This window comes from Maribacter orientalis (assembly GCF_900109345.1).
GTDB lineage: Bacteria > Bacteroidota > Bacteroidia > Flavobacteriales > Flavobacteriaceae > Maribacter > Maribacter orientalis.
Genome location: NZ_FNZN01000002.1, coordinates 250,898 through 276,400 on the forward strand (window position 1 = coordinate 250,898; position 25,503 = coordinate 276,400).

At 34.9% G+C, this 25,503-nt stretch carries 24 protein-coding genes; 12 read left to right on the forward strand and 12 right to left on the reverse strand.

Going from position 1 to position 25,503, the window contains the following annotated elements; all coding sequences use genetic code 11:
• The first annotated feature begins 144 nt into the window (after positions 1-144).
• The 11 genes from argG to argH all read left to right on the forward strand — a co-directional run bounded on the left by argG (position 145) and on the right by argH (position 11,396).
• Positions 145-1,332 carry an argininosuccinate synthase gene (gene argG / locus BMY56_RS04740; RefSeq protein WP_091620631.1) on the forward strand — a complete coding sequence of 396 codons (1,188 nt, stop codon included), beginning with the start codon at positions 145-147 and terminating at the stop codon, positions 1,330-1,332.
• 62 nt (positions 1,333-1,394) lie between these two features.
• Entirely contained in the window at positions 1,395-2,369 is a 975-nt protein-coding gene (gene argC, locus BMY56_RS04745; protein WP_091620633.1) for an N-acetyl-gamma-glutamyl-phosphate reductase, read from the forward strand.
• A 148-nt stretch (positions 2,370-2,517) separates the two neighbouring features.
• Complete coding sequence (proC, locus tag BMY56_RS04750) at positions 2,518-3,312, forward strand: pyrroline-5-carboxylate reductase (protein ID WP_091620635.1); 795 nt, start codon at positions 2,518-2,520, stop codon at positions 3,310-3,312.
• 47 nt (positions 3,313-3,359) lie between these two features.
• Positions 3,360-4,487, forward strand: coding sequence for an aspartate aminotransferase family protein (locus tag BMY56_RS04755; RefSeq protein WP_091620638.1), 1,128 nt, complete (start codon positions 3,360-3,362; stop codon positions 4,485-4,487).
• Complete coding sequence (locus BMY56_RS04760; protein ID WP_091620641.1) at positions 4,484-5,680, forward strand: glutamate-5-semialdehyde dehydrogenase; 1,197 nt, start codon at positions 4,484-4,486, stop codon at positions 5,678-5,680. The genes BMY56_RS04755 and BMY56_RS04760 overlap by 4 nt, the downstream gene beginning before the upstream one ends.
• A 65-nt stretch (positions 5,681-5,745) precedes the next feature.
• Entirely contained in the window at positions 5,746-6,513 is a 768-nt protein-coding gene (gene proB, locus BMY56_RS04765) for a glutamate 5-kinase (protein ID WP_091620644.1), read from the forward strand.
• Positions 6,510-7,442, forward strand: a complete 933-nt coding sequence (locus BMY56_RS04770; RefSeq protein ID WP_091620647.1) for a Rossmann-fold NAD(P)-binding domain-containing protein — start codon at positions 6,510-6,512, stop codon at positions 7,440-7,442. The genes proB and BMY56_RS04770 overlap by 4 nt, the downstream gene beginning before the upstream one ends.
• 13 nt (positions 7,443-7,455) lie before the next feature.
• Complete coding sequence (locus tag BMY56_RS04775; protein WP_091621797.1) at positions 7,456-8,208, forward strand: SDR family NAD(P)-dependent oxidoreductase; 753 nt, start codon at positions 7,456-7,458, stop codon at positions 8,206-8,208.
• A 1-nt stretch (position 8,209) separates the two neighbouring features.
• Positions 8,210-8,989 carry an acetylglutamate kinase gene (gene argB, locus BMY56_RS04780; RefSeq protein ID WP_091621800.1) on the forward strand — a complete coding sequence of 260 codons (780 nt, stop codon included), beginning with the start codon at positions 8,210-8,212 and terminating at the stop codon, positions 8,987-8,989.
• A gap of 1 nt (position 8,990) precedes the next feature.
• The gene (locus BMY56_RS04785; protein WP_091620650.1) at positions 8,991-10,055 is read left to right on the forward strand and encodes a M20 family metallo-hydrolase; all 1,065 of its coding nucleotides are present in this window, start codon (positions 8,991-8,993) and stop codon (positions 10,053-10,055) included.
• 63 nt (positions 10,056-10,118) lie between these two features.
• On the forward strand, positions 10,119-11,396 hold the full coding sequence (gene argH, locus BMY56_RS04790; protein WP_091620653.1) for an argininosuccinate lyase: 1,278 nt from the start codon (positions 10,119-10,121) through the stop codon (positions 11,394-11,396).
• 7 nt (positions 11,397-11,403) lie between these two features.
• Here the strand turns inward: argH and BMY56_RS04795 are convergent, their stop codons facing one another.
• The 6 genes from BMY56_RS04795 to BMY56_RS04820 all read right to left on the reverse strand — a co-directional run bounded on the left by BMY56_RS04795 (position 11,404) and on the right by BMY56_RS04820 (position 17,507).
• Positions 11,404-12,288, reverse strand: coding sequence for a YihY/virulence factor BrkB family protein (locus tag BMY56_RS04795; RefSeq protein ID WP_091620656.1), 885 nt, complete (start codon positions 12,286-12,288; stop codon positions 11,404-11,406).
• A gap of 128 nt (positions 12,289-12,416) precedes the next feature.
• The gene (locus BMY56_RS04800) at positions 12,417-13,478 is read right to left on the reverse strand and encodes a zinc-binding metallopeptidase family protein (protein ID WP_091620659.1); all 1,062 of its coding nucleotides are present in this window, start codon (positions 13,476-13,478) and stop codon (positions 12,417-12,419) included.
• A gap of 36 nt (positions 13,479-13,514) precedes the next feature.
• Positions 13,515-14,357: a pseudouridine synthase gene (locus tag BMY56_RS04805; RefSeq protein ID WP_091620662.1), complete on the reverse strand. Its 843-nt coding sequence runs from the start codon at positions 14,355-14,357 to the stop codon at positions 13,515-13,517.
• Between the two features lie 75 nt (positions 14,358-14,432).
• A complete protein-coding gene (locus BMY56_RS04810) occupies positions 14,433-15,338 on the reverse strand; it encodes a geranylgeranylglycerol-phosphate geranylgeranyltransferase (protein WP_091620665.1) in 906 nt (301 codons plus the stop codon).
• A 12-nt stretch (positions 15,339-15,350) separates the two neighbouring features.
• Positions 15,351-16,289, reverse strand: a complete 939-nt coding sequence (locus tag BMY56_RS04815; RefSeq protein WP_091620668.1) for a mevalonate kinase family protein — start codon at positions 16,287-16,289, stop codon at positions 15,351-15,353.
• A gap of 135 nt (positions 16,290-16,424) precedes the next feature.
• Positions 16,425-17,507, reverse strand: coding sequence for a diphosphomevalonate decarboxylase (locus BMY56_RS04820; protein ID WP_091620671.1), 1,083 nt, complete (start codon positions 17,505-17,507; stop codon positions 16,425-16,427).
• A gap of 81 nt (positions 17,508-17,588) precedes the next feature.
• Between BMY56_RS04820 and BMY56_RS04825 the strand changes: the two genes are divergently transcribed.
• Positions 17,589-18,062 (forward strand): TspO/MBR family protein, encoded by a 474-nt coding sequence (locus BMY56_RS04825; RefSeq protein ID WP_091620673.1) that lies wholly within the window; start codon positions 17,589-17,591, stop codon positions 18,060-18,062.
• A 17-nt stretch (positions 18,063-18,079) separates the two neighbouring features.
• On the opposite strand, the gene BMY56_RS04830 is transcribed toward BMY56_RS04825, so the two are convergent.
• The 6 genes from BMY56_RS04830 to pgmB are packed head-to-tail and all read right to left on the reverse strand — an operon-like array spanning position 18,080 to position 25,502.
• Positions 18,080-18,625 carry a DUF1697 domain-containing protein gene (locus tag BMY56_RS04830; RefSeq protein WP_091620676.1) on the reverse strand — a complete coding sequence of 182 codons (546 nt, stop codon included), beginning with the start codon at positions 18,623-18,625 and terminating at the stop codon, positions 18,080-18,082.
• On the reverse strand, positions 18,625-19,902 hold the full coding sequence (locus BMY56_RS04835) for a BaiN/RdsA family NAD(P)/FAD-dependent oxidoreductase (protein WP_091620678.1): 1,278 nt from the start codon (positions 19,900-19,902) through the stop codon (positions 18,625-18,627). The genes BMY56_RS04830 and BMY56_RS04835 overlap by 1 nt, the downstream gene beginning before the upstream one ends.
• Positions 19,902-20,591 (reverse strand): glycerophosphodiester phosphodiesterase, encoded by a 690-nt coding sequence (locus tag BMY56_RS04840; RefSeq protein ID WP_245737139.1) that lies wholly within the window; start codon positions 20,589-20,591, stop codon positions 19,902-19,904. The genes BMY56_RS04835 and BMY56_RS04840 overlap by 1 nt, the downstream gene beginning before the upstream one ends.
• A gap of 58 nt (positions 20,592-20,649) precedes the next feature.
• Entirely contained in the window at positions 20,650-22,425 is a 1,776-nt protein-coding gene (locus BMY56_RS04845; RefSeq protein WP_091620684.1) for an alpha-amylase family glycosyl hydrolase, read from the reverse strand.
• Between the two features lie 48 nt (positions 22,426-22,473).
• Positions 22,474-24,777, reverse strand: a complete 2,304-nt coding sequence (locus tag BMY56_RS04850; RefSeq protein WP_091620688.1) for a glycoside hydrolase family 65 protein — start codon at positions 24,775-24,777, stop codon at positions 22,474-22,476.
• Between the two features lie 56 nt (positions 24,778-24,833).
• A complete protein-coding gene (gene pgmB, locus BMY56_RS04855) occupies positions 24,834-25,502 on the reverse strand; it encodes a beta-phosphoglucomutase (protein ID WP_091620691.1) in 669 nt (222 codons plus the stop codon).
• Between the last annotated feature and the right edge of the window lies 1 nt (position 25,503).

Sequence of the window (25,503 nt, forward strand, 5' to 3'; positions counted from 1 at the left end):
TTCTGATATATAATAATTAGAAAATAGAGTAGAGAAAAAGGAACGTACAATAAATTGAAGGTTTATTCCCTCGAAACCAGCATCTTTTTCTATTCAAATTGAATCATATAATTACCCGGAATTACCGGAATTGAACACATTAAAATGAAGAAATTAGTACTTGCATACAGCGGCGGATTGGATACATCTTATTGCGCAAAATATTTATCAAAAGATAAAGGATTCGAAGTACACGCGGTAAGCGTTAATACGGGTGGATTCTCATCTGAAGAAATAAAAGAAATTGAGCGCAAAGCACTTGAGTTAGGGGCAACATCATATACCTCAATCGATGCTGTACAGACGTTCTATGAAAAAGTAGTGAAGTATCTAATTTTTGGCAATGTACTTAAAAACAACACCTACCCCCTTTCTGTTAGTGCCGAACGAATTGTACAGGCAATCGAGATTGTCAACTATGCTAAAAAAGTAGGTGCCAAATATATTGCGCATGGTAGTACTGGCGCTGGTAACGACCAAGTACGTTTCGATATGATTTTTCAAATCATTGCACCAGAAATTGAAATCATCACCCCTATTCGTGATCATAAATTGGCCAGAGAAGCTGAAATTGCATATTTGAAAGAAAATGGAGTTGATTACCCTTGGGAAAAAGCCAAATATTCAATCAACAGAGGATTATGGGGAACTTCGGTCGGTGGTGAAGAAACCTTAACTTCCGATAAAGCTTTGCCCGATAGTGCATACCCAAGCCAGTTACAAGAAAAAAATCCGTCCGATATCACCTTAACTTTTGAAAAGGGAGAATTGGTTGCTGTTAACGGTGAAAAAGATACTCCGGTAAAAAACATTGAAAAGGTTGAAGCCATAGCCTCTAAATATGCCATTGGTAGAGATATTCACGTTGGCGACACTATTATAGGTACTAAAGGAAGAGTAGGTTTTGAGGCTCCTGCTTCATTGATTATCATAAAAGCACACCATTTGTTAGAGAAGCATACCCTTACCAAATGGCAACAATACCAAAAAGAGCAACAAGGTAATTTCTATGGCATGCTATTGCATGAAGGCAATTATCTAGATGCGGTAATGAGAAATATAGAAACCTTTTTGACCGACACCCAAAAAACAGTTTCTGGTGATGTATTTGTTGGCTTGTACCCTTTTCAGTTTAGGTTGCATGGCATTTCATCTAAACATGATTTAATGACCGATGCTTTCGGTAAATATGGAGAGGTTAATAAAGGCTGGTCTGCAGATGATGCTAAAGGCTTTATAAAAATTCTTTCCAATTCAGGCAGAATTTATAACCATGTAAATGGAAATATTTAGAAGATTGGAAAACTAATTATACTGTCCGGTCTAGCACGGTAGATACCTAAAAAGTTTAAAAAATGATTAAAGCAGGCATTATAGGCGGATCAGGTTATACGGGGGGCGAACTTATTCGAATCCTATTAAACCATCCGGCTACGGAAATAGATTTTATATACAGTACTACAAGAGCTGGCAAAAGAGTAACCACAGCACACCCCGATTTGTTGGGAGTTACAGATTTAGAATTTACTGGAAATGTAAACCTGAATGTAGATGTTGTATTCCTATGTTTGGGCCACGGTAATTCTACAGCATTTTTAAAAGAACATGATTTTTCATCTGATACTAAAATCATTGATTTAAGTAATGACTTTAGGTTACATAAAGATGCCGATTTTGATGGTAAGCCATTCGTATACGGGCTCCCAGAATTAAACAAAACCGAAATTGAAAATGCTCAATATATTGCCAACCCAGGTTGTTTTGCAACTGCTATTCAATTAGCATTGCTTCCTTTAGCGAAGGCAAATTTTTTGGAGAACGAGGTTCATATTAATGCCGTTACGGGCAGTACTGGTGCAGGTATTAGTCCGTCAGCAACCTCGCATTTTTCATGGCGAAACAATAATGTAAGCTGGTATAAACCTTTTACCCATCAACATTTGGGTGAAATCAACGAGAGTTTACATTCGCTTCAAAACAATACCGGAAATTTATTTTTTATGCCAAATAGAGGAAATTTCACTCGTGGAATTTTAGCCACTTCGTATACCAAATTTGAAGGTGAATTGGCAGATGCAGAAAAAATCTATCAAGATTTCTATAAGAATGCTGTCTTTACGCAAATTTCTGAGCAACCTATCAACTTAAAACAAGTAGTGAATACCAATCAATGTCATGTGCATTTACATAAACACGATGATATTTTATTGGTTACATCAGCTATAGATAATTTATTAAAGGGTGCTTCGGGTCAGGCCGTTCAGAATATGAATTTAATATTCGGACTAGAGGAAGATTTGGGTCTTAATTTGAAAGCTGGGGTATTTTAATATGGTTGATGGAAAATATATTTTAATTATTATCCCAAGTATGGGATTTAGAAATTGAATATTAGCAAAACATTATAAATAATGAATTCAAAGTTGTTCTTAAAACGTACTTATTACACTGAGCTCATTACCAAACACAAATAAAATTATGAAAATAGCCATTATAGGTGCGGGCAACTTAGGACTTTCTATTGCAAACGGAATTCTAAACAGTAATGGTGCTACCACTATGTACCTTACTAAAAGAGATACAAAATCTATTCTCGATTTTGAAAAACACAACAAGGTGACTGTAACGACTGATAATCGTTTGGCTATTCAGAATTCCGATATTTTAATATTTGCCGTACAACCTGTTCATTTTGCTGGAATCTTAGAAAGTGTAAAAGATTTATTGAACGAAAATCATGTGATTATTTCTACCATAACCGGTTTTGGTATCGACAAAATAGAGGCTGTTATAGGCAAGGACAATTACATTGTTAGAAGCATGCCCAATACAGCTATTTCGGTAGGTAAGTCAATGACTTGTATTTGCAGTAACGAGAAAGGTAAAAAACGTATTGATCTAACAAAGGCTATTTTTAACAGGATGGGACATTCTATGGAAATTCCTGAAAACCAAATGCAAGCTGCTACAGTAATTTGTGCTAGTGGAGTAGCTTTTTGGATGCGATTAATTCGTGCAACAACCCAAGGTGCCATTCAGTTAGGTTTTGATGCCCAAGAGGCTCAAGAACTGGCCATGCATACGTGTAATGGTGCTGCAAGTTTACTTATAGAATCAGGTAATCATCCTGAAGAAGAAATAGATCGGGTTACTACACCTATGGGTTGTACCATAACAGGACTAAACGAAATGGAACATCAAGGTTTAAGCTCATCATTAATACAAGGTATTATTGCCTCTTATGATAAGATTACCGAATTTAAAACCAAGTAAAAACAAGCTTCCAAACCAGTTCTTTTTGAACTTGAATTTTTTGAATTATGAAATTATTCGACGTTTACCCATTATATAATGTTACCCCGGTTTCCGCCAAAGGAATAGTTGTAACTGACGACAAAGGTCAAGATTATTTAGATTTCTACGGTGGTCATGCCGTAATATCCATTGGTCATACTCACCCACATTACGTAAAGCGTTTAAAAGACCAATTAGACAAAATAGGTTTTTACAGCAATGCAGTTCAAAATCCATTACAAGAAGAACTTGCTGAAAAACTTGGCGTACTATCCAATTGCGAAGATTATAATCTTTTTATGTGTAATTCGGGGGCCGAAGCGAATGAAAATGCCTTAAAAATGGCATCATTTGTAACAGGCAAATCTAAAGTAATTGCATTTAAAAATGGTTTCCATGGTCGTACCTCCGCAGCTGTAGCTGCGACGGATAATCCTTCTATTAACGCATCGATTAACCTACAGCAAAAAGTAAACTTTTTGGAACTTAACGATATTAAAGGTTTTAAAAATGAGATTGTTAAAAAGAATATTTGTGCTGTAATTATAGAATCGATACAAGGTGTAGGTGGTTTAGATGAACCGACAACAGAATTTTTTCAAAAAGTTGCATCACTCTGTAAAGAAAATGGTGTTTTTTTAATTGCCGATGAAGTACAGTGCGGATTTGGTAGAAGTGGTAAATTCTTTGGGTTTCAGCATCACAACATACAACCAGATATCATAAGTATTGCCAAAGGCATGGGAAATGGATTTCCTGTAGGTGGTGTTTTAATTCATGAAAGTATTAGTGCTAAATTCGGGATGCTAGGCACCACATTTGGTGGTAATCATTTAGCCTGTGTAGCTACTTTAGCGGTTCTTGAAGTATTAGAAAAAGAAAATCTCATACAGAATGCTGAAGAATTAGGCATTTACTTTAACGAAAAGGCGAAGGAAATTCCGCAAGTAAAACGCGTAAAAGGTCGGGGGTTGATGCTTGGACTTGAGTTTGATTTTCAGGTAGCCGATCTACGCAAAAAATTGATATACGAACATCATTTATTTACAGGCGGTGCCAAAGACAAAACGGTGCTACGAATTTTACCTGCTTTAAATATTACAAAACAAGATTTAGATATTTTCTTTAAGGCTCTTAAGACTGCTTTAGCATGAAAAAAACTCTCAGTTTAGAAAAAAGAAATGCCGTACTATTACGCATGGCCGACTTAGTAAGACAAGAAGAATCGATATTACTATCTGCCAATGATAAAGATTTAAGTTCCTTTGAGTCTGAAGATATTGCGATGGTCGACCGATTAAAGGTGAATAAAAAGAAGGTAGGCGAAATGGTCTATTCTTTAAAACAATTGGCCTCACTTGACGACCCTTTACATGTTGAGCGCTTTCAATTTACTCATGATAACGGACTTGAAATAAGTAATAAAACCGCCCCTTTTGGAACGATAATGATTATTTACGAATCTAGACCTGATGTTACTATTGAAGCTGCAGGCATTGCTTTTAAATCTGGAAATAAAATTTTATTGAAAGGTGGAAAAGAATCGTTGAATTCAAACTTAGTTCTCGTTAATCTATGGCATAAAGCATTAGAAGCTTGTGATTGTTCTAAAGATTGGATAACCTATCTCAATTTTTCAAGAGAAGAAACTCAGAAATTCTTAGAAAAGCCGACTGAAAAATTAGACCTAATTGTACCTAGAGGTGGTGAGCGATTGATTGCATTTGTAAAACAACATGCAAAGTGCCCCGTTATCGTTAGTGGTAGAGGTAATAATTTTGTTTATGTTTCACATGAAGCCGATTTGCAAATGGCCTTAGACATTATTATCAATGCCAAGACCACTAAAATATCGGCTTGCAATGCTGTTGATAAGGTTATTATTTCGAGAGATTTACCACGTAAAATGGAATTCTTAAATCTTTTGCTACAATCTTTAAAAAAGTATAATGTAGAAATTTTAACCGATGCCAAATTAGCAGGATTAGAGGGCACTACACAAATGGATAATAAATCGGTATGGTACGAAGAGTTTTTAGATTATAAAATCGTCATTGGTCAAGTACCTGATGTTGAAGAGGCTATTCAACACATCAATACTTATGGCGGCGGACATTCGGCAGTAATTATTAGCAAAAACGAAGAAGAAGCAGATACATTTATGCAATCTGTAGATACTGCAGCCGTATACCATAATGCATCAACCCGCTTTACAGATGGCGGTCAATTTGGTCTTGGTGGTGAATTAGCGATAAGCACTGACAAGCTACACCAACGTGGCCCAATTGGCCTTCAACATTTGGTGACCAATAAGTGGTATGTAAAAGGAAATGGACAGGTAAGGTAAGAGATAATCACAATTTCTTTATTCAACAAAACTGTTGATGAAGTCTAAATGGAAAATAGGCCGTAATGTTAAAAAAAAGAATATTATTAAAAATAGGTTCTAATACCTTAACCAAAGATACCGACCATATCTCTCGAGGTAAAATTGAAGATATTGGTAGACAAATAGCAGCCTTAAAAGAAGAATACGAATTTATTATTGTAAGTTCTGGAGCAATTGCGGCCGCTAGGCAATTTGTAAAACTAGAGCATAACGGTGAGGAAATTAATATAAAACAGGCTCTAGCCTCTATTGGTCAGCCGCATCTAATGCGTATTTTTCAAGAAAATTTTCGTGAGTTAGGCTTGTTTACTTCACAATGTCTTTTATCCTATTCCGACTTTGAAAAGGAACAATCGAGAGTGAATATCAAAAACACCATAAATGTTTTGGTAGCCAATAATTTCATTCCTATTATCAATGAAAATGATACGGTTGCTACCGATGAAATAAAATTTGGTGACAACGATAAATTAGCAGGTTTAACAGCTGCTCTTTTATCTGCAGATATATTAATTATTGCCACAAATACAGATGGTATTTACACGAAGGCTTCTTTATTATCTTCAGCGCCAAAAACTATTGAAGAAGTTACAGATTTAAGTGATTTACTTCATGAAATTGGGGAATCGAAATCTACCCACGGTACTGGTGGTATGCAATCTAAAATTGACGCTGCAACCATTGCCCAACTAGCAGGTATTGAGACCTGGATCACCAATGGTTTAAATGATAATTTCATTACGGATGCTATTGAAAACAAAAGCACATTTACAAAAATTAAAGCAACATGAATTACCTTTCAATAAATGATATAGATTCTTTATCTACTTGGGTAAAAGAAGCTATTTCCCTTAAAAAACAGCCTAAAAAATATAAAGCATTAGGTAGTGATAAAACTATAGGACTTTTATTTTTCAACAACTCACTCCGTACACGATTAAGTACCCAAAAAGCAGCAATGAATTTAGGTATGGAAGTAATTGTCATGAACTTTGGTAGTGAAGGTTGGGCATTAGAGTATGCCGACGGCTCGATTATGGACCAAGGTACTTCTGAGCATATAAAAGAAGCAGCACAGGTAATATCTCAATATTGTGATATTATTGCTATACGTGCTTTTGCTGGTTTAGTTGATAAAGAGAAAGATGAAGCAGAGGAAGTATTAAACGGATTTAAAAAATACGCCAGTGTGCCAATTGTAAACATGGAAAGTTCCGTAGGTCACCCTTTACAAGCACTTACCGATGCCATAACCCTAGAGGAACATAATTTTAAAAACAATCCGAAAGTGGTATTATCATGGGCTCCACACCCAAAGGCTTTACCACATGCCGTTGCAAATTCATTTATACAGATGATGCAAAAGCAAAATGCAGAATTCGTGATTACCCATCCGAAAGGATATGAGTTGGACCCAAATATCACCAAAGATTCTAAAATTGAGTATGACCAAGAAAAAGCTTTAGAAAATGCCGATTTTGTATATGTCAAAAACTGGAGTAGCTACACCGATTATGGCAAGGTAAAATCACAAGACAAAAATTGGCAAATGACCTTAAAAAAATTGGGTAAAGCCAAATTCATGCACTGCCTTCCCGTTCGTAGAAATGTGGTCGTAGCTGATGAAGTATTAGATAATAAACAGTCATTGGTCATTGAGCAAGCGAATAATAGAACCTATGCCGCACAATTGGTATTGAAAAAAATACTTGAAGACTAAAAATAATCATACAGTGAAGAAACTCGAAAATAAAGTAGCAATAATTACAGGGGCAACTAGTGGCATGGGCAAGGCTATAGCCATTACATTTGTAGCCAACGGTGCTAAGGTTATCTTATCGGGTAGAGATGAAACTCGAGGAAATGAACTATCAAATGAATTGGGTGAGAATGCTATTTTTATTGCCGGTGATATTACAAATGCAGCTTACAACAAAGAACTGATTACAGCTGCAATTGACCATTTTGGTAAGCTTGACATTCTTTCGCTCAACGCTGGCATTTTAGGTTTAGGAAGCGTTACCGAACTACCAGGTGAGGTGTGGAAAAATACAATAGACACTAATCTATCTTCCATTTTCTACCTTTCAAAATATGGCATCCCCGAATTACAAAAGAACGAAGGTTCTTCTATTTTAATCAATGCTTCGATAGCGGCATATAAAAGTTTCCCTAATCATCCAGCCTATTGCGCCTCAAAGGCAGGTTCACTTGCATTAATGAGACAAATGGCGGTTGAATACGCTCCAGAAATCAGGGTAAATGCTATGTGTCCAGGTCCGGTCGACACACCGCTTCTTTGGGATTCTGCCAAGGCATTTGAACATCCGAAAAAGGCAGTTGAAAACGCAGCGAACAAAACCTTATTAAAACGATTAGGCCAACCAAAAGACATCGCAAATCTTGCTTTATTCCTAGTTTCCGATGATGCTTCATGGATAACCGGTTCAGCAATGACGATTGATGGCGGAATCTTAAATGCATAAAATGAAAGACAAGTTATCGGTAGTGAAAATTGGTGGAAACGTCATAGAAGATGAAAAGGCCCTAGATATATTCTTAACAGCATTTGCTAAATTGGGAGGACTGAAAATTTTGGTACATGGTGGCGGAAAATTAGCAACTCAATTAGCAACAAGGCTCGGTATTGAATCTAAATTGATAGATGGAAGGCGCATAACCGATAAAGATACCGTTGACATCATAACTATGGTTTATGGTGGTTTGGTCAACAAGAAGATTGTCGCCCAACTTCAGGCAAAAAATACAAATGCCATAGGATTAAGCGGTGCTGACGGCAATAGTATACATGCACACAAAAGACCTGTGAAGGATATTGATTACGGATTTGTAGGTGATGTTGACGGTATTAATTCCGAATTATTAACAAGCCTTTTATCCATAAACCTCACTCCTATTTTTTGCGCTATTTCGCATGATGGCAATGGTCAGTTATTAAATACAAATGCCGACACCATTGCTTCTGAAATCGCTATAGGGATGGCACAGCATTTCGAAACAACCCTTTATTATTGTTTTGAAAAGAAAGGTGTTCTATTAGATATTGCTGACGATAATAGCGTAGTGAAACACATAAACACTATTAAATACAATGAACTATTATCCGACGGAATAATTGCTGATGGCATGCTACCTAAACTGCATAATTGCTTTCATGCGTTACAAAATAATGTTGAAAAAGTATGTTTAGGCGATGTTAGCATGCTCGACAAAAAAACCGAACTGTTCACGACATTAAAACTCTAAGATGAACCAAACAGAACTTACAGAAAGTGCAATAAAATTATTGAAAGAATTAATTTCAATAGAATCTTTTTCTAAGGAAGAGGATAAAACTGCAGATGCAATTCAAGCTTGGTTGGCTCAATATGACATACCAACTGAACGTGACCTCAACAATATAATCGCGAAAAACAAATTTTGGGATGACGATAAGCCAACCCTTCTCTTAAATTCACATCATGATACGGTAAAACCGAATACCGCATATACGAAAGATCCATTTCATCCACATATTGAAGATGGTAAGTTATTTGGATTGGGGAGTAATGATGCAGGCGGTCCGTTAGTGTCGTTACTAGCAACATTTGTGAACTATTACGATTCTGAAGACCTCAACCACAACATTTTAATGGTAGCATCAGCCGAAGAAGAAAATGCCGGCGAAAATAGTTTACGCGGATTATTACCAAAACTACCGCATATAGATTTAGCTATTGTAGGCGAACCTACTTTGATGCAACTTGCCATAGCCGAAAAAGGCTTGGTTGTATTTGATGCCGTGGTAAAAGGTACTCCTTCTCACGCAGCACACCCTAATGATGACAATTCCATCTATAACTCCATTAAAGTATTAGAATGGTTTAAAAACTACACATTCGACAAAACTTCTGAAGCATTGGGTGATGTAAAAATGACGGTTACCCAAATTAGGGCAGGATCTCAGCACAACGTTGTTCCCGCACAAGTAGATATGGTGGTTGACGTTCGTGTAAATGATGCCTATAGTAATAAAGAAATTGCAGATTTACTAAAGAAGGATGCCCCATGCGAATTAAAGGAGCGATCTTTACGCCTCAATTCATCGAAAATAGATAAAGACCATCCGTTAGTGAAATCTGGTATTGCATTAGGTAGAACAACCTACGGCTCACCTACCCTTTCGGATCAAGCAGCATTAAGTTGTCAGTCACTAAAATTAGGTCCTGGTGACAGTACACGTTCGCATTCTGCCAACGAATTTATCTATGTTCACGAAATTGAAGAAGGCATAGATTTGTATATTAAAATATTAAAAGGCTACTTGCAATAAACAATAATCATTTAGCTATGCGCAATTGATAATTGTTCATTGATAATTGTAAACTGACTTAAAATGAAACTCTGGGATAAAGGATTTAGCACTGATAAAAAGATTGACCATTTCACCGTCGGTAATGATAGGGAATTGGATTTGGTTTTAGCCAAGTACGATGTAATCGCATCTAAAGCACATGCTAAAATGCTAGGTGAAATTGGTTTATTAACTCCCAAAGAAACCAAAGAACTTGTTAATGAGCTTAATAATATAGCCGCAAGAATAGAAAAGGGAACATTTTCAATTGAAAAGTCTTTTGAGGACATGCATTCTAAAATAGAATACATGCTTACCCTTAGTTTAGGAGATACAGGTAAAAAAATTCACACGGCACGTTCTAGAAACGACCAAGTTTTAGTGGCGATGCATCTATATTTAAAAGATGAACTGACAGAAATAAAATCGATGACCAAGTCGCTTTTCAATCTTCTGTTGGTAAAAGCGCAAGAGCATAAAGATGTTATGTTGCCTGGGTATACGCATTTACAAATTGCAATGCCTTCCTCTTTCGGATTGTGGTTTTCTGCCTATGCAGAAAGCCTAATCGATGATTTATATTTTATTGATGCTGCGTATAAAGTGGTAGACCAAAATCCTTTAGGTAGTGCTGCAGGTTACGGAAGTTCATTTGCTATTGACCGAAGTTTCACTACTAAAGAAATGGGATTCAGCACCTTAAAATACAATGTTGTTGCTGCTCAAATGAGTAGAGGAAAAGCTGAAAAAGCTACTGCATTCGGTATTGCCAATATCGCTGCAACACTTTCTAAAATGGCTATGGATATATGTTTGTACATGAGCCAGAACTTTAACTTTATTTCTTTCCCCGACGAGTTGACAACTGGTTCGAGTATTATGCCACATAAGAAAAATCCTGATGTATTTGAGTTGGTACGTGGCAAGTGTAATAAATTACAGTCTATACCAAATCAATTGACCTTAATTATCAATAATCTACCTAGTGGGTATCATAGAGATTTACAACTGGTAAAGGAAATAATCGTTCCAGCGATACAAGACATGAAGGCCTGTTTGGAAATATTGACTTTTAGTCTTAAGGAAATAAGAGTGAACGACCATATTTTGGAAGACCCCAAGTATGATTATTTATTCAGTGTAGATACACTAAATGAACTTGTACAAAATGGCATGCCATTTAGGGATGCTTACAAGAAAATGGGTAAAGAAATCAATGAAGGAACATTCATACCTAAAAGAGATATTCATCACACACATGAAGGTAGTTTAGGGAATTTATGTTTAAAGGAGATTAATGATAAAATGAAAAAGGTTTAATCAAGGTTTAATCAAGGTTTAAATATCTGTTCGCATAAATCTTTGTAAACTGTGCACCAAACGTGACTATTAAACTAGAATAGGAAACCCAAAGCATCACTAGTATAATACTTCCAGCAGCACCGTATGTTGAACCTGGTTCTGCTTTTCCAAAATAGAACGCCAAAGCATATTTACCTATTAAAAATAACAGTGCTGTAAGGGCAGCACCCACTTTTACCGCTTTCCACCGTACATGAGTACTTGGCAAGTATTTGAACATGGCCCCGAACAACAAATAAATGAAGGTTAGGGAAATTACAATATCCAACACAAAACCTAGTTCTAACATACCCTCTGGTAAAAGTCTAGAAAGTTGCTTTGAAAATGCAGATAAAAATGAAGTCAGCACAAAACTTATTAGTAGTAGAAATCCGAAAATAAGAATAAACCCAAATCCTTTTAAACGCATGAAAAGTGTAGATAATATTTCGTTAGAGTATTTTGGTTTCGCATTCCATATATCATTTAATGCATTCTGTAATTGATAAAAAACTCCCGTAGCACCATAAATTAATACACCTACACCTAATATCGTAGCTACTATCGAAGTATTCTCACTTCCTCTATCAGCTATCATTTCTTGAATCGAATGGGCTGTTTCTGGACCCATAGCAGATGAAATTTCAGCAAACAATTCTCCACGTACTATTTCCTTACCCCAAATACCCCCTACCAATTCCAATATTAAAATTAATAAACCTGGTAAAGATAGAATTGCATAATAAGCGATAACCGCACTTATTTGAAATGGTTCTTTTTCCATCCAAGCGCAATACGTTTTTATCAATAATTTAGGAAGGTGTTGTAACCTGAACTTTAAGATTTGGGTCTGACCATTTTTTTTCTTCATACATAACTTCCTTTAATGACATTCAATAAAGCTACGTTATGTAATTTTTAGTGATTAATGTTATTAGTCAAAATACTATCTCAACTGCTCCTAAATAAAAAATTACGCTTGACTGCCTTTAGTAGAGATTAAATACCTTTTAATAAATTATGAATAAATTCTAATTTTTTCTTTACTGGTTCTGAAATAATAAATGGGTAAGGATCATCTTCTCCCATTGACCTATTCATACTATTTAAGGCATATAAAAGTGGAATACCGGTATCCATAAATTTATTAAAACTAGTTTCTTTATAAGGGTTAAAACTTGCATTCATTTTTAAACTTTCTGGCGAAGTGATTTTTGGGTCAGTTTGTATTCCAAAATTATATGCAGTCTCTAAAACATCGGTTAAATGAAGATAATGAGACCATGTTTCCGCCCAATCTTCCCAAGGGTGAGAAGTTGCATATTTGCTTATAAAACTCTGCTGCCAATTAGATTTAGGCCCATTATCATAATGTCTTTGTAAAGCATCAACATATGATACAGATTCATCACCAAATACACTTCTAAAATTCTTTAAAATCTGCTCATTATCACGAATTAATTGATCCCAATAATAATGACCAACTTCATGTCTAAAATGACCCAACAAGGTTCTATAGCGTTCAGCCATCTGTTTTTTAACTTGCTCACGCACTACAGGATCAGCTTCTGAAATAAGTAGGGTTATGACACCATTCGCATGCCCAGTTTTAATATCTTTTGATGCTTTTGCAAGGTCATCTTTGGATAAAAAATCAAAACATAGTCCATTTTGTTCATCCTCCATTTTACTAATGACCGGTAACCTGAATTGTAATAATTGATATACTAATCTATGTTTGGCAAGTTCAATATGCTTCCATTTTTCTGAATTTTCCTTATCTAATAATTGAGGAATTGTTCTGTTTAAAGAGCAAGCCAGGCAAAATTCTGCTTTTTGAGAAGTTTCAACCAACCAATTGCAAACATCATGTTTATGGTTTTCACAATAAACATATGTTTTATTCTCAAGATTAGTTAATTGCCATTGAGACACATTGGCATCTAATGAAACAATGGTATTGAAATAGGAAGAGTATCCTAAAAAATAGCCGCAATTTATACAAGTATGATTTTCGAAAACAACTGTATTCTTACAGTTGGTACATTGAAATAGTTTCATATATCCTTTTGTCCTTCATTAGACTAGGACAATGTATTATTTTATCATTTTAAGGTTTATTACCTCTTGGGCGGTCAAATATCGCCAATGCCCTCTTGGTAAATCTTTTTTAGTAAGACCCCCATAAACAACTCTATCAGATTTTTGAACTTTGTAACCTAAGGTTTCAAATAAACGTTCTACAATTTTATTCCTAGAACTAAAAATTTCAATACCTACTTCTCGCTTGGGAGAATCAGCTATAAAACTTATATCTTGAACACGTACTACCTTTTCATCTACAATCACTCCTTCTTGAATTTTCTTCAAATCGGCACTACGTAATTCCATATCCAATACTAAATGATATATTTTACGCAAACCGTTTATAGGGCTTTTCAAGGTCTTGGTCATGCTGCCATCGTTCGTAAACAAAAGTAAACCAGTATGTTCTTTTTCCAATTTATCAACTGGCAATAATTTTGACTTTGATGCACTTGAAATTAATCCAGATACATGTCTTCTACCTTTTTCATCACGAATAGTAGTTACAAAATCTTTTGGCTTATTAAGCAAAACATATTCTTTCTTAACAGGGTTCAATAATTGTCCGTCGAACTTTACCTCATCGGTCAACTTTACTTTATAACCCATCTCAATGATTGGCTTACCATTAACGGTCACATTACCTGCGGCAATATAAATATCAGCATCTCTACGTGAACAAACACCAGAATTGGCTACATATTTATTAAGTCGAATAGAATTTGGGTCTGACGGTTTGCTTGGAGCCACATTTTTCTTCACAGGAGCATTGCCACGTGCATAGCTCTTCTTTTTGAAATTACCCCCTTGTCTTCCTGAAGATTTTTTCTCTCTACTAGAATCGTCCCTACTCATAACTATACCAATTTTACACAAAGGTAGCAAATTGCATTGCCGTTCAAATAGTTATATTGAACATATTCACATGAACTATAGTATTCTATTTAATACTAAGTCTACATCAATTAGTAATATACTAAAAACACCCACTACAATTATCAGTTTTAAAATATTATGCAGCCAAACATAGTCTCTTTTAGTTTCTGCCCTCGACAATAGAAAAATGAATAGTATCAATAATAATACACATATGGCGAAATAAAAATTCATATAGCCTACATCGAACTTAAAAATAAGAAGTAGTGACGGCAATAATGTTAGCAATATTAAAAGCGATATGATAGTTTTAGAAGTTTTTGACCCGTAAATAATTGGAATGGTTCTATAATTTTGGGCGATATCACCTGAAAGATTTTCCAAATCTTTAATCATTTCACGGGCTAGAATTAAGAGAAATAAGAAAATTGCGTGTACAAAAATGACGGTTTCAAAATTTCGATAGTACACAAAGACCACAAAGAAAGGCGTAATGGCCAAAGTTGCTGATATGAAATTCCCTAATAAAGGAATTCTTTTCAACTTATGGGAATAGAACCATATACCGAATATATAAGAAGAAAAGAAGAATACTGCCCTAAACGACACATAACTAGCTGCAATTACAGCCATAAAATTCAATACAAAGTAGGTAGTTAACTTAAATCGTTGGCTCACCAGGCGATCAAGCATACTTTTTCTAGGTTTATTTATTAAATCTTTTTCAGCATCATAAAAATTATTGATAATGTAGCCCCCAGCAATTACCATTATGGAAGCGATAACGATTACAAAAAGGTTAACATCTAAAACTACTTTACGTAATGGCAGGTTTGGCGACAAAATATAAATAGATGCCAAATATTGCGCTAAGGCGATAACAAGAATATTATACCCTCTAACTACCGAAAAAAGACTCAATACCTTTAAAAGTAAGAGTTTGTTTTTTCTATTAAGCATTTTCGAAATTTCCTAGAAATTATAAACCACTTCAAGCTTGTAGTCTTTAAGCGAAGTCTTTGCCTTTTCAAAATCTTCTGTAAAACCAAGAATATACCCACCACCACCAGAGCCACAAAGCTTTAAGTAATAATCATTCGTATCGATACCATTTTTCCATAACTCATGAAATTTAGCTGGTATCATTGGTTTAAAGTTATCTAAAACAACATGAGACAATTGTTTTAAATTTCCAAACAAAGATTGAATATTGCCATTAACAAAATCTTCAACACAAGCATCGGTATGTTTTATGAATTGATTCTTTAGCATCTTTCGAAAACCATCATTCTTCATCTGCTCCATAAAAATTTGAACCATCGGTGCAGTTTCACCTACTATGCCACTATCCAATAAAAACACAGCTCCTTTTCCTTCCGCATTTTGAGAAGGAATACTGGTAAATTCAATATTGTCTTTTGAATTAATAAGAATTGGTAAACTTAAATAACTGTTCAAAGGATCAAGACCTGACGATTTACCATGAAAAAAAGATTCCATTTTACCGAAAATAACCTTCAATTTCAACAATTTCTCCCTAGTCAAATTCTCTAAGACCGTTATTTTATCATGCGCATATTTATCATAGATCGCTGCTACTAATGCACCACTACTACCCACACCATAACCCTGCGGTATTGAGCTATCAAAATACATGCCGGCCGATACATCTGCTTTCAGTAGATCTAAATCAAAAGAAACCAAATTAGGCTCTTTCTGAGTTAGCTTTTTAAGATAGACAGTAAAAGCTTCTAAACTTTCGTTTGATTTTATAGCTTCTTTTGAAGCATTTGCATCTGATTTTAGAGCTCCTTTATAAAAATTATAGGGTATAGATAATCCTTTTGAATCTTTTATGATACCGTACTCTCCGAAGAGAAGAATTTTGGAATAAAACAGTGGTCCTTTCATTTTAAAAACAGAGCAATTATCAAATGTTACTTATAAATATACACAAAGTTGAACGTTTCCTCTTTTTTTGTTAAACAAAATAGTTGAATCGCTCTTTTAGTAACGGAATTTTGGAAGCAATCGTACACACACAACCTACAACTTCTTAGCTCCCAGACCTATTCGGTCACAAATATACTGCCCATTTTGACAAAATGGAACCAACTTTTCTTTTATAAATGGAAAAACCACATCTTTTTCACCCTCAGGATACAACACATGTACATTTGCCCCTGCATCGAGCGTAAAACAAATATGGGTTTTAGAATGCTCTCTAAATTTCCAAATACTATTTATTATTGTAAGCGTATTTGGCTTCATGAGAATAAAGTACGGACTACTCGTCATCATCATGGCGTGTAACGTAAGTGCTTCACTTTCAACAATACTTATAAAATCTTCTAAATTTCCGTTAGAAAAAACCGTCTTCAACTTATCTAGATTTATATCTGCTTGAGCAAATCTGTTTACTGCATACGGGTGGCCATGCATTAATTCATGCCCAACAGTGCTACTCACTTGTTTTTCACCTTTATCAACTAATAATATGGTGTCGTGATAATTATTGAATATTGGATGAACATCATAAGGATACTTAATTCCGAAAAGATTTGAACTACCTTCTATTACTTTGCTTTCTCCCCATTGTACCAAAGGCCCTTCGATACTTCGACATGCACTACCAGAACCTAATCGAGATAAAAATGAGACTTTTCTATTAAAAAACTCCGCTGTCATATTTTCAACAAATGACCTTTCCATTTCCATAAAACAAAGTGCCAATGCAGACATTCCGCTTGCAGATGATGCAATACCGCTACTGTGTGGAAACGTATTTGATGTGTTTATGACAAAATGATAATCTTTCAGAAAAGGTAAGTACACTTCAATTCTCTTTAAAAATGTAATGATTTTTGGCTTAAACCCTTCTTTTTCTTCTCCTTCAAATAAAAAATCAAAAGAAAATTTACCATTGTTATTTTCCCTTTTTTTATAATGAACTTTAGTTTTTGTAGCACAAGCGGCCAACGTAAAACTGATAGAGGGATTTGCCGGAATTTGATTTTCCCTTTTTCCCCAATACTTCACTAAGGCAATATTACTAGGTGAAGAATAAGCCACTTCCCCTTCATCTTTCAATGTTGTGTAGGAAACTGAACTAAAATCTTTTTCTGTCATTGAAATTTTAATTTGTGCAAAGATAGTTTTTAGGGCTATCAATTAAAATTAATCCTTATTTTAGAGCTAAACACCAACCAATTGAAAAGAAAACTCACCTACATTATTATCGGAATTATCATATGTTCTACCATAGGGTTTCTAAGCAGCGTTGTTACACAAAGTTCTGTGAATGGTTGGTATATGACTCTGAACAAACCGAGTTTTAATCCACCAAATTGGATATTCGCTCCTGTATGGACCGCCCTTTACATTTTAATGGGTATTTCCGCTGGATGGGTCTGGGCAAAAGGATTTCATCACAAATGGGTAAAAACAGGACTGTACCATTTTGGTTTCCAATTATTATTAAATGGTTTATGGAGCATCGTATTCTTTGGATTAAAACAACCATTTTGGGGTCTTTTGGTGATTTTAACCTTGTTGGTGGTGCTTATATTAACGATTAAATGGTTTAAGGTGGTAAGCAAAGTAGCTGCCAATTTATTGATTCCCTATTTAATTTGGATATGTTTTGCTACCGTATTGAACTATAAAATATGGGAGTTGAATTAAAAAAATATCTTCTACAATTAATTACACAATTCCTGCAATTTATTCATAGTCCTATAATTTCTGGTTGTCGCCATAACTTTCAACTTACGCTCAATTAAATTGTTATTCAATTTGGCCTTACCATAGCCTAAAGCACACTTTAAATACAAACAATTATCAATCACTACGTATTCTTCGTTCTCAAATGTTTCTTCGCTTAAATTTTCAAGCAATTCAATAGCAGGAAGGCTATTCAGTAGCACAAAATATATTCTATTCGCCGTAATATCTTCTTGAGAAACAAACGGATTTTTCTCTATAATTTGACTTAACTCATTTACAGTTTTTACAATTACCGGAACATTAAAATTAAAGTGCTTTTGAATTTCATTATGCAATAAAATAGCTATCTCATTTGTTTGAACCATCGAACTTTTAAACACAATATTTCCACTTTGAATATAGGTTTTAACATTTTGTAAATTCAATCTTTCGCACATAGCCCTAAGTTCTGCCATAGGAACTTTTCTTTTTCCACTAACATTTATTCCACGTAAAAAGGCAACATAAGTGATTAGTTTCATTATTGAACTTTATTTAGCTCTTCAACTACACCTTTAGCGGCTATATAACCACCTGTCCATGCATTTTGAAAATTGAAACCACCTGTAATGGCATCAATATTTATAATTTCGCCTGCGAAATATAAGTTTGGCAAAACTTTGCTTTGATAGGTCTTAAAATTAATTTCTTTTAAATCTATACCGCCTGCAGTCACGAATTCTTCCTTAAACGTACTTTTACCATTTACTTGAAAAACGCTCGCGGTTAATTGTTCTGCCAACGCCGATAGTTGTTGCTTAGAAACCTCAGGCCAAGTTATACTATCTTCAATATGTGAAGCTCTAATCAAATTTACCCACAATCGCTTGGGAATATCTAATACCTTAGTTCTAAGAAGGGTCTTTTTCTCATCTTGTTTCACTTTTAGAAACAGTTCTAAAAGTCCGTCTTTATGATATTCTGTCACCCAATTCACTTTAATCTTGAATTGATAATTGTATTGTTCTAAAACTCTTGCTCCCCATGCTGATAGTTTTAAAATAGCCGGGCCACTAACGCCCCAATGTGTAATTAAAAGAGGCCCGTCTGAGATAAGGTTAGCCGATTCTAATTTTACCTTTTTAGAATTAGTACCAAGTTTTTTTTTCGGTATAACGGTAACCTCGGCATGCGTTGACAAACCAGGTATACCCGAAATACGGTCATCTTTAATATTAAAAGTGAAAAGTGAAGGTACAGGCGGTACAATGGTGTGACCTAATTCTTCAATATACTTCCAGATTTTTGGATTGCTGCCCGTGGCTACAATTAAGTATTTTGCTAAAAGAAAATTTTCTGCGATTTTAACTCTCCATAAAGTATCATCCTTATGTTGCATTTGTTCTATCCCACTTACAGGACAAAGTATTTTAACCTCTATTCCTAACCGTTCTGTTTCAGATACAAAACAATCGATAATAGTTTGTGAAGAATTACTTACCGGAAACATTCTGCCGTCTTCTTCGATTTTTAAAGAAACGCCTCGTTCTTCAAAAAAACCTACTGTATCACCACTAGCATAGGTATGAAATGGCCCTAAAAGCTCCTTTTCACCTCTAGGATAGTTCTTATTTAATTCCTTTGGGTCGAATTCTGCGTGGGTTACATTACAACGACCTCCGCCAGATATTTTTACTTTGGTAAGTACTTCTTTACCGCGTTCTAGAATAGCAATTTTGGTGTTCGGCCTAGCCTCTGCAATATGAATTGCAGCATAAAAACCTGCAGCACCGCCACCAATTACCAGAACATCATACATTAATTTACGCGTTCAGGAAAATTAGTAATGATACCATCAACTGCTATTTTTTTCATAGCATCGATATCTTCAGGTTCATTCACCGTCCATGTATATATTTTAAAGCCAGCATCATGTAGTTGATTGGCTACTTCTAAATCTAATTTTTTGAAATATGGATTAATGGCAACTGCTTTCAATTCCTTTGCTATTGGAATGGCGTCTATAGGATTTTCTTCTGTTAAAACTGCTATTGCCACATCTGGATTTAATCTTCTCATTTCCTTTAACTCATCCCAATTAAAACTAGAAATAATAAAATTCTCAGGTGACCAATTTTTTTTATTTATATAATAGTCCATTATAAAATTAACCCTATCTGCAGTGCCCGCACCTTTTAACTCTATATTTAAAGCTACCTTATTATCGATTAGTTTTAATACGTCTTGTAACATTGGTATTTGATGCCCACCATTTACAATCAATTTTTTCAACTCAAGGATATTATATTCTTCAATACTTCCAGGACCATTGGTAAGTCTATCGACAGTATCATCATGAAAAACGACGATCTCTCCACTTTTAATTTTAAACACATCTATTTCAATCATGTCGACGCCTAAATCCATCGCTTTTTGAATTGATGGTAAGGTGTTCTCCGTTTCATGACCCATGGCTCCTCTATGACCAATAATTAAAGGTTTTTTCATATTGCACGATAATAAAGAGAGGCAAATAAATAAAAATGTTATTCTACTAAACATGTATTTAAGATTTTAATTCAAAAATAAAGGATTCTAACGGATTTAGCTCGATTGATATATGACCTTCACCGTTCTCAATTTTTAGTGAATTTGTATGATCATAAAGTACATCTTTCAACTTATAAGTACCTTGGTTCAATTGCCATTGATTAATAATATCTACAGGAATTTTCAAGTCAAACGAGCAATGAACATTTGTATCAAAATTAGAGACTATAATTAATTTTTGATTCTCTGACCACCGTACATATGATAAAACCCTATGATTATAATTCTCTGTAATTTCTTTATTGTAAAAATGTATTTCTCGATAGGCGCCAATCAACGCTTCACTAGTGATTGTGAAATTTAAAAGTCTTTTATAAAAATCGCGTAATGCTACTTCTTCTGGTTTTAATTGCCCACCGTCAAATTTCTTGTCATTCACCCAACGTTGATGATTAGGCACGCCAACATAGTCAAATATAGAAGTTCGTGAAGCACTTCCAAAACCTGCATTCTCTGCCGCTGGCTCACCTACTTCTTGTCCGAAATAAATCATAGTTGGTGAGGTACTTATGGTAGCCGAAACTACCATTGCGGGTTTCCCTATTTCTGGGTTGCCAACGAATTCAGGACTGGAAATTCGCTGTTCATCATGGTTCTCTAGAAAATGTAGCATGTTATGCTCAATATCTTGTAATCCATTTTGTACCACTGGTATATGGTCTGACCAACCATAGCCTTTCATAATATGTTTCAATCCATCATAGAAATCAACCTTATCATATAAATAGTCCATTTTACCCTTATGAATGTAGGTTCTATATAAATCTGGATTGTATACCTCGGCCATAATAAAGGCATCAGGATTTTCCATTTTTATAGATGAATTCATAAAGCTCCAAAATTCTACAGGGACCATTTCGGCCATGTCGTATCTAAAACCATCAACACCCATTTTCAACCAATACAAGGCTACATCCCTAAATTTTCTCCAAGAGCTAGGCACCACTTTATTCTTCCAATAGTTGTAATGTTCTTTGTAATCGCGTTCACCGAAGTCATTAGGAAGCATGTCAAAATCTAATCCACCATCTGGTCTAACCCCATAATTAATACGAACGGTCTCGTACCAATCGTTCATATCAGGCTGCGGACTTCGTGAACCATTACCTGTCCATTTTGCTGGCACTTCAATCAATTTCGAATCCGGTAAATTTATAGGGTTACCACCTAAAGGCAAATAACCATCTCTCCATTCAGGAGTTTGAAATTCCGTTCCCGGTATATAATAGTAATTGTTATCTTTTTGGTATTCCATAGATGTATCGTCACCAAAACCAAAATCAGACACTCCTTTTGGGTTGGTCCTTCCTTCATATCGTCTTGCAACGTGATTGGGTACAATATCTATAATGACTTTCATGCCGGCCTGATGGGTACGTGTAATCAAAGCCTTAAACTCTTTCAGTCTATTCTTCGGATCAATTGCTAAATCAGGATTTACATTATAGTAATCTTTAACCGCGTAAGGCGAACCTGCCCTGCCCTTTACTACATTTGGATCGTCATTAGAAATACCATATTCGGTATAATCATTTATTACTGCATGATGCGGAATACCAGTATACCAAATATGCGTTATTCCTAAATCCTTAATTTCGTTTAATGCCTTTTTTGTGAAATCGGAAAATTTACCAACCCCGTTTTCTTCAATAGTACCCCAAGGTTTATTGTTGGTATTGGTATTTCCAAAAAGTCTAGTGAACACTTGATAAATAACAATCTTCTTATTCATTCGCCTAATTTGGTATTCAAATATTTATGTTAGATAATTTCTTCACAATTATACAGTAACTATCTCATCTGGAAACAACTCTACTTTCTTGCCATTCACCCGGATTGATACTTCTTTAGAACCTGACAATTCGAATGATGCGGTTTTAGCCGTAACAGTCACTTTAATAATACGATTACGGAAATTCACCTTAAATGAATATGCTTTCCACTGATTCGGTATCTGAGGCTTAAATGATAGTTTGTCATCAATTACACGCATACCACCAAAACCTTCAACAATACTCATCCAAGTACCAGCCATTGAGGTAATATGCAGACCTTCTTCTACTTCTTTATTGTAGTCATCTAAATCTAACCTCGATGTTCTCAAATAGAAATTATACGCTTGTTCCATTCTACCTAATTTGGCAGCTTGAATACTATGCACACAAGGTGACAAAGAAGATTCATGAACTGTGAACGGTTCGTAAAAATCAAAATGTTTTTCAAGGTCTTCTAATGAAAAGTCTTCCTCAAAAAAGTAAAAACCCTGCAAAACATCTGCTTGTTTTATATAAGGAGATCTTAAAATTCTATCCCAACTCCATTTTTGATTGATAGGCCTATCTGTTTTTGGTAATTCATCAACCTTGACCAAATCTTTATCTAAAAATCCGTCTTGTTGTAAAAACACGCCAAATTCCTTCGAATATGGAAAATACATATTGTCAGCAACATTCCTCCATTTATCACATTCCCTATCCGTAAGTTTTGTCTTCCCCATAATTCTATGGTAATCATCAGGATAGCCATTCTTAACCTTTGTCAATTGGGTCAACGTATAATTAATACACCATTTGGCCAAGTAATTTGTATACCAATTATTGTGTACATTATTCTCATATTCATTTGGTCCGGTAACACCTAACATTACGTACTTATTCTTGTCTTTAGAAAAGTTTACCCGTTGATGCCAAAATCTAGAAATCCCAATTAACACCTCTAATCCCATTTCGGGTATATAACTGTAATCACCTGTATATCTATAATAGTTATGTATTGCAAAAGCAATAGCTCCATTTCTGTGAATTTCCTCAAAAGTGATTTCCCACTCATTGTGACATTCTTCGCCGTTCATGGTTACCATTGGGTATAATGCAGCACCATTAGAAAACCCAAGTTTGGTAGCATTCGCTATGGCTTTTTCTAAATGGTTATACCGGTATTTCAATAATTTTCTTGCTACTTTATCGTCTTTGGTAGCCATATAAAAAGGAATACAGTATGCTTCGGTATCCCAATAGGTACTACCACCATATTTTTCTCCGGTAAATCCTTTTGGGCCAATATTTAATCTCGAATCTGTACCCAAGTAGGTTTGGTTCAATTGAAAAATATTGAATCGAATACCTTGCTGCGCCTTCACATCTCCTTCAATGACTATATCACTCATTTCCCAAATGGAAGCCCAAGCTTCTTTTTGCGTTTGCATTAAGCCTTCAAATCCTAATGAAGAAGCTTTATCTAAAGCATCATTGGCTGCAGTTACCAATTCATTTGCAACATGATTTCTTGTAACAGTATAACCGCCAAATTTGGTTAAAGTCAAAGTTTCATTTGCTTTTACTTTTTGTTCAAATTTTAAGGAAACGTATGTCTCGGTCTTTTCACTTTGTACGCCAGGTAATTCTTTACCATTATAATTAAGAGATGCCTGCATAAATGTACAGGTCTCAAAATTTGTTTTCATGGTGTGTGCTTCTATAAAAGCACGATTGTGTGATGTACTGACCTTGGTAGTGTTCCAGAATTTATCGTCCCAATTACTATCTTCATTAGTAATACCACTATCCAAAAAGGGTTCGAAAGCAATTTTAGCATCTGCCTTTAGAACTTTTAATGCATAGGAAATAGCGCCGACTTCGTCAATATCTAAACTTAAAAAACGCTTTATGTTTACTTCTATTTCAACATTGTTCGAAGAAACCGCCTGAAACGTTCTGGTATAAATACCTTCTTTCATATTCAGCTCCCTTTTGAAGCCTGATACCTTTTTACATGTTGCCAAATCAAACTCTGTATCGTCTATATAGATTTTGATACCAATCCAATTTGGTGCGTTCAATACTTTAGCGAAATATTCCGGATAGCCGTTTTTCCACCAACCTACTCGGGTTTTATCTGGATAATATACTCCCGCAATATAACTTCCTTGAAAAGTTTCGCCAGAATAACTTTCTTCAAAATTAGCTCTCTGACCCATTGCACCATTACCGATACTAAAAATGCTCTCAGAAGATTTTACATTTTCTTTATCAAAACCTTCCTCAATGATGCACCACTTATCTGCTTTTATATAATCTTGATTCATTAATTTAATGTTGAATTGAAATCAAAAATAATAGAACTATTTATAGATAGCCTAAATTATTTATTTTGATTATTGTTTAGAAGTGATTCCAAAAAACTATCACTTATTTCTGTGAAATCTTTAAAATTATAGTCAGCTTCATCAAGTATATTAGAATCACCAATACCTATACTAGTCATTTTTGCGCTATTTGCCGCCTGTATACCTGCAACGGCATCTTCAAAAACAACACATGAACTCGCATTTACGCCTAAATTATTAGCCGCAATCAAAAATACCTCAGGATCAGGTTTTGCCTTTGTTACACTATTGCCATCTACAATAGTATCGAAATATGATAATAAATTTACTTTCTCTAAAATTGGTCTAGCATTCTTACTTGCAGATCCTAACGCGATTGGGATGTTTTTTTTCTTTAAATATTCAAGCACTCTAGGTACATCAGGAAGTATTTCTTTGGAATCCATCTTATCTATGTAAGCCAAATAATCTATATTCTTATTTATCATCCAAGTATCAAATTGCTCTTGTGTCGCTTTAATTTTACCAATATCCAATAAAATTTCTAAGCACCTTTTTCTACTTACCCCTTTAAAGAGTTCGTTTTGTTCCTTTGAAAATTCAAAACCTAATTCATTGGCTAATTTTCTCCAAGCCAAGTAATGGTATTTAGCCGTATCTACAATAACACCATCTAAATCAAAAATAAATCCCACTTTTTCCATA

Excerpts from the sequence above, each read along its gene's own strand:
- argG (WP_091620631.1), top strand. The coding sequence starts at position 145 with ATGAAGAAATTAGTACTTGCATACAGCGGCGGATTGGATACATCTTAT.
- argC (WP_091620633.1), top strand. The coding sequence starts at position 1,395 with ATGATTAAAGCAGGCATTATAGGCGGATCAGGTTATACGGGGGGCGAA.
- proC (WP_091620635.1), top strand. The coding sequence starts at position 2,518 with ATGAAAATAGCCATTATAGGTGCGGGCAACTTAGGACTTTCTATTGCA.
- BMY56_RS04755 (WP_091620638.1), top strand. The coding sequence starts at position 3,360 with ATGAAATTATTCGACGTTTACCCATTATATAATGTTACCCCGGTTTCC.
- BMY56_RS04760 (WP_091620641.1), top strand. The coding sequence starts at position 4,484 with ATGAAAAAAACTCTCAGTTTAGAAAAAAGAAATGCCGTACTATTACGC.
- proB (WP_091620644.1), top strand. The coding sequence starts at position 5,746 with ATGTTAAAAAAAAGAATATTATTAAAAATAGGTTCTAATACCTTAACC.
- BMY56_RS04770 (WP_091620647.1), top strand. The coding sequence starts at position 6,510 with ATGAATTACCTTTCAATAAATGATATAGATTCTTTATCTACTTGGGTA.
- argB (WP_091621800.1), top strand. The coding sequence starts at position 8,210 with ATGAAAGACAAGTTATCGGTAGTGAAAATTGGTGGAAACGTCATAGAA.
- BMY56_RS04785 (WP_091620650.1), top strand. The coding sequence starts at position 8,991 with ATGAACCAAACAGAACTTACAGAAAGTGCAATAAAATTATTGAAAGAA.
- argH (WP_091620653.1), top strand. The coding sequence starts at position 10,119 with ATGAAACTCTGGGATAAAGGATTTAGCACTGATAAAAAGATTGACCAT.
- BMY56_RS04795 (WP_091620656.1), bottom strand. The coding sequence starts at position 12,288 with ATGAAGAAAAAAAATGGTCAGACCCAAATCTTAAAGTTCAGGTTACAA.
- BMY56_RS04800 (WP_091620659.1), bottom strand. The coding sequence starts at position 13,478 with ATGAAACTATTTCAATGTACCAACTGTAAGAATACAGTTGTTTTCGAA.
- BMY56_RS04805 (WP_091620662.1), bottom strand. The coding sequence starts at position 14,357 with ATGAGTAGGGACGATTCTAGTAGAGAGAAAAAATCTTCAGGAAGACAA.
- BMY56_RS04810 (WP_091620665.1), bottom strand. The coding sequence starts at position 15,338 with ATGCTTAATAGAAAAAACAAACTCTTACTTTTAAAGGTATTGAGTCTT.
- BMY56_RS04815 (WP_091620668.1), bottom strand. The coding sequence starts at position 16,289 with ATGAAAGGACCACTGTTTTATTCCAAAATTCTTCTCTTCGGAGAGTAC.
- BMY56_RS04820 (WP_091620671.1), bottom strand. The coding sequence starts at position 17,507 with ATGACAGAAAAAGATTTTAGTTCAGTTTCCTACACAACATTGAAAGAT.
- BMY56_RS04830 (WP_091620676.1), bottom strand. The coding sequence starts at position 18,625 with ATGAAACTAATCACTTATGTTGCCTTTTTACGTGGAATAAATGTTAGT.
- BMY56_RS04835 (WP_091620678.1), bottom strand. The coding sequence starts at position 19,902 with ATGTATGATGTTCTGGTAATTGGTGGCGGTGCTGCAGGTTTTTATGCT.
- BMY56_RS04840 (WP_245737139.1), bottom strand. The coding sequence starts at position 20,591 with ATGAAAAAACCTTTAATTATTGGTCATAGAGGAGCCATGGGTCATGAA.
- BMY56_RS04845 (WP_091620684.1), bottom strand. The coding sequence starts at position 22,425 with ATGAATAAGAAGATTGTTATTTATCAAGTGTTCACTAGACTTTTTGGA.
- BMY56_RS04850 (WP_091620688.1), bottom strand. The coding sequence starts at position 24,777 with ATGAATCAAGATTATATAAAAGCAGATAAGTGGTGCATCATTGAGGAA.
- pgmB (WP_091620691.1), bottom strand. The coding sequence starts at position 25,502 with ATGGAAAAAGTGGGATTTATTTTTGATTTAGATGGTGTTATTGTAGAT.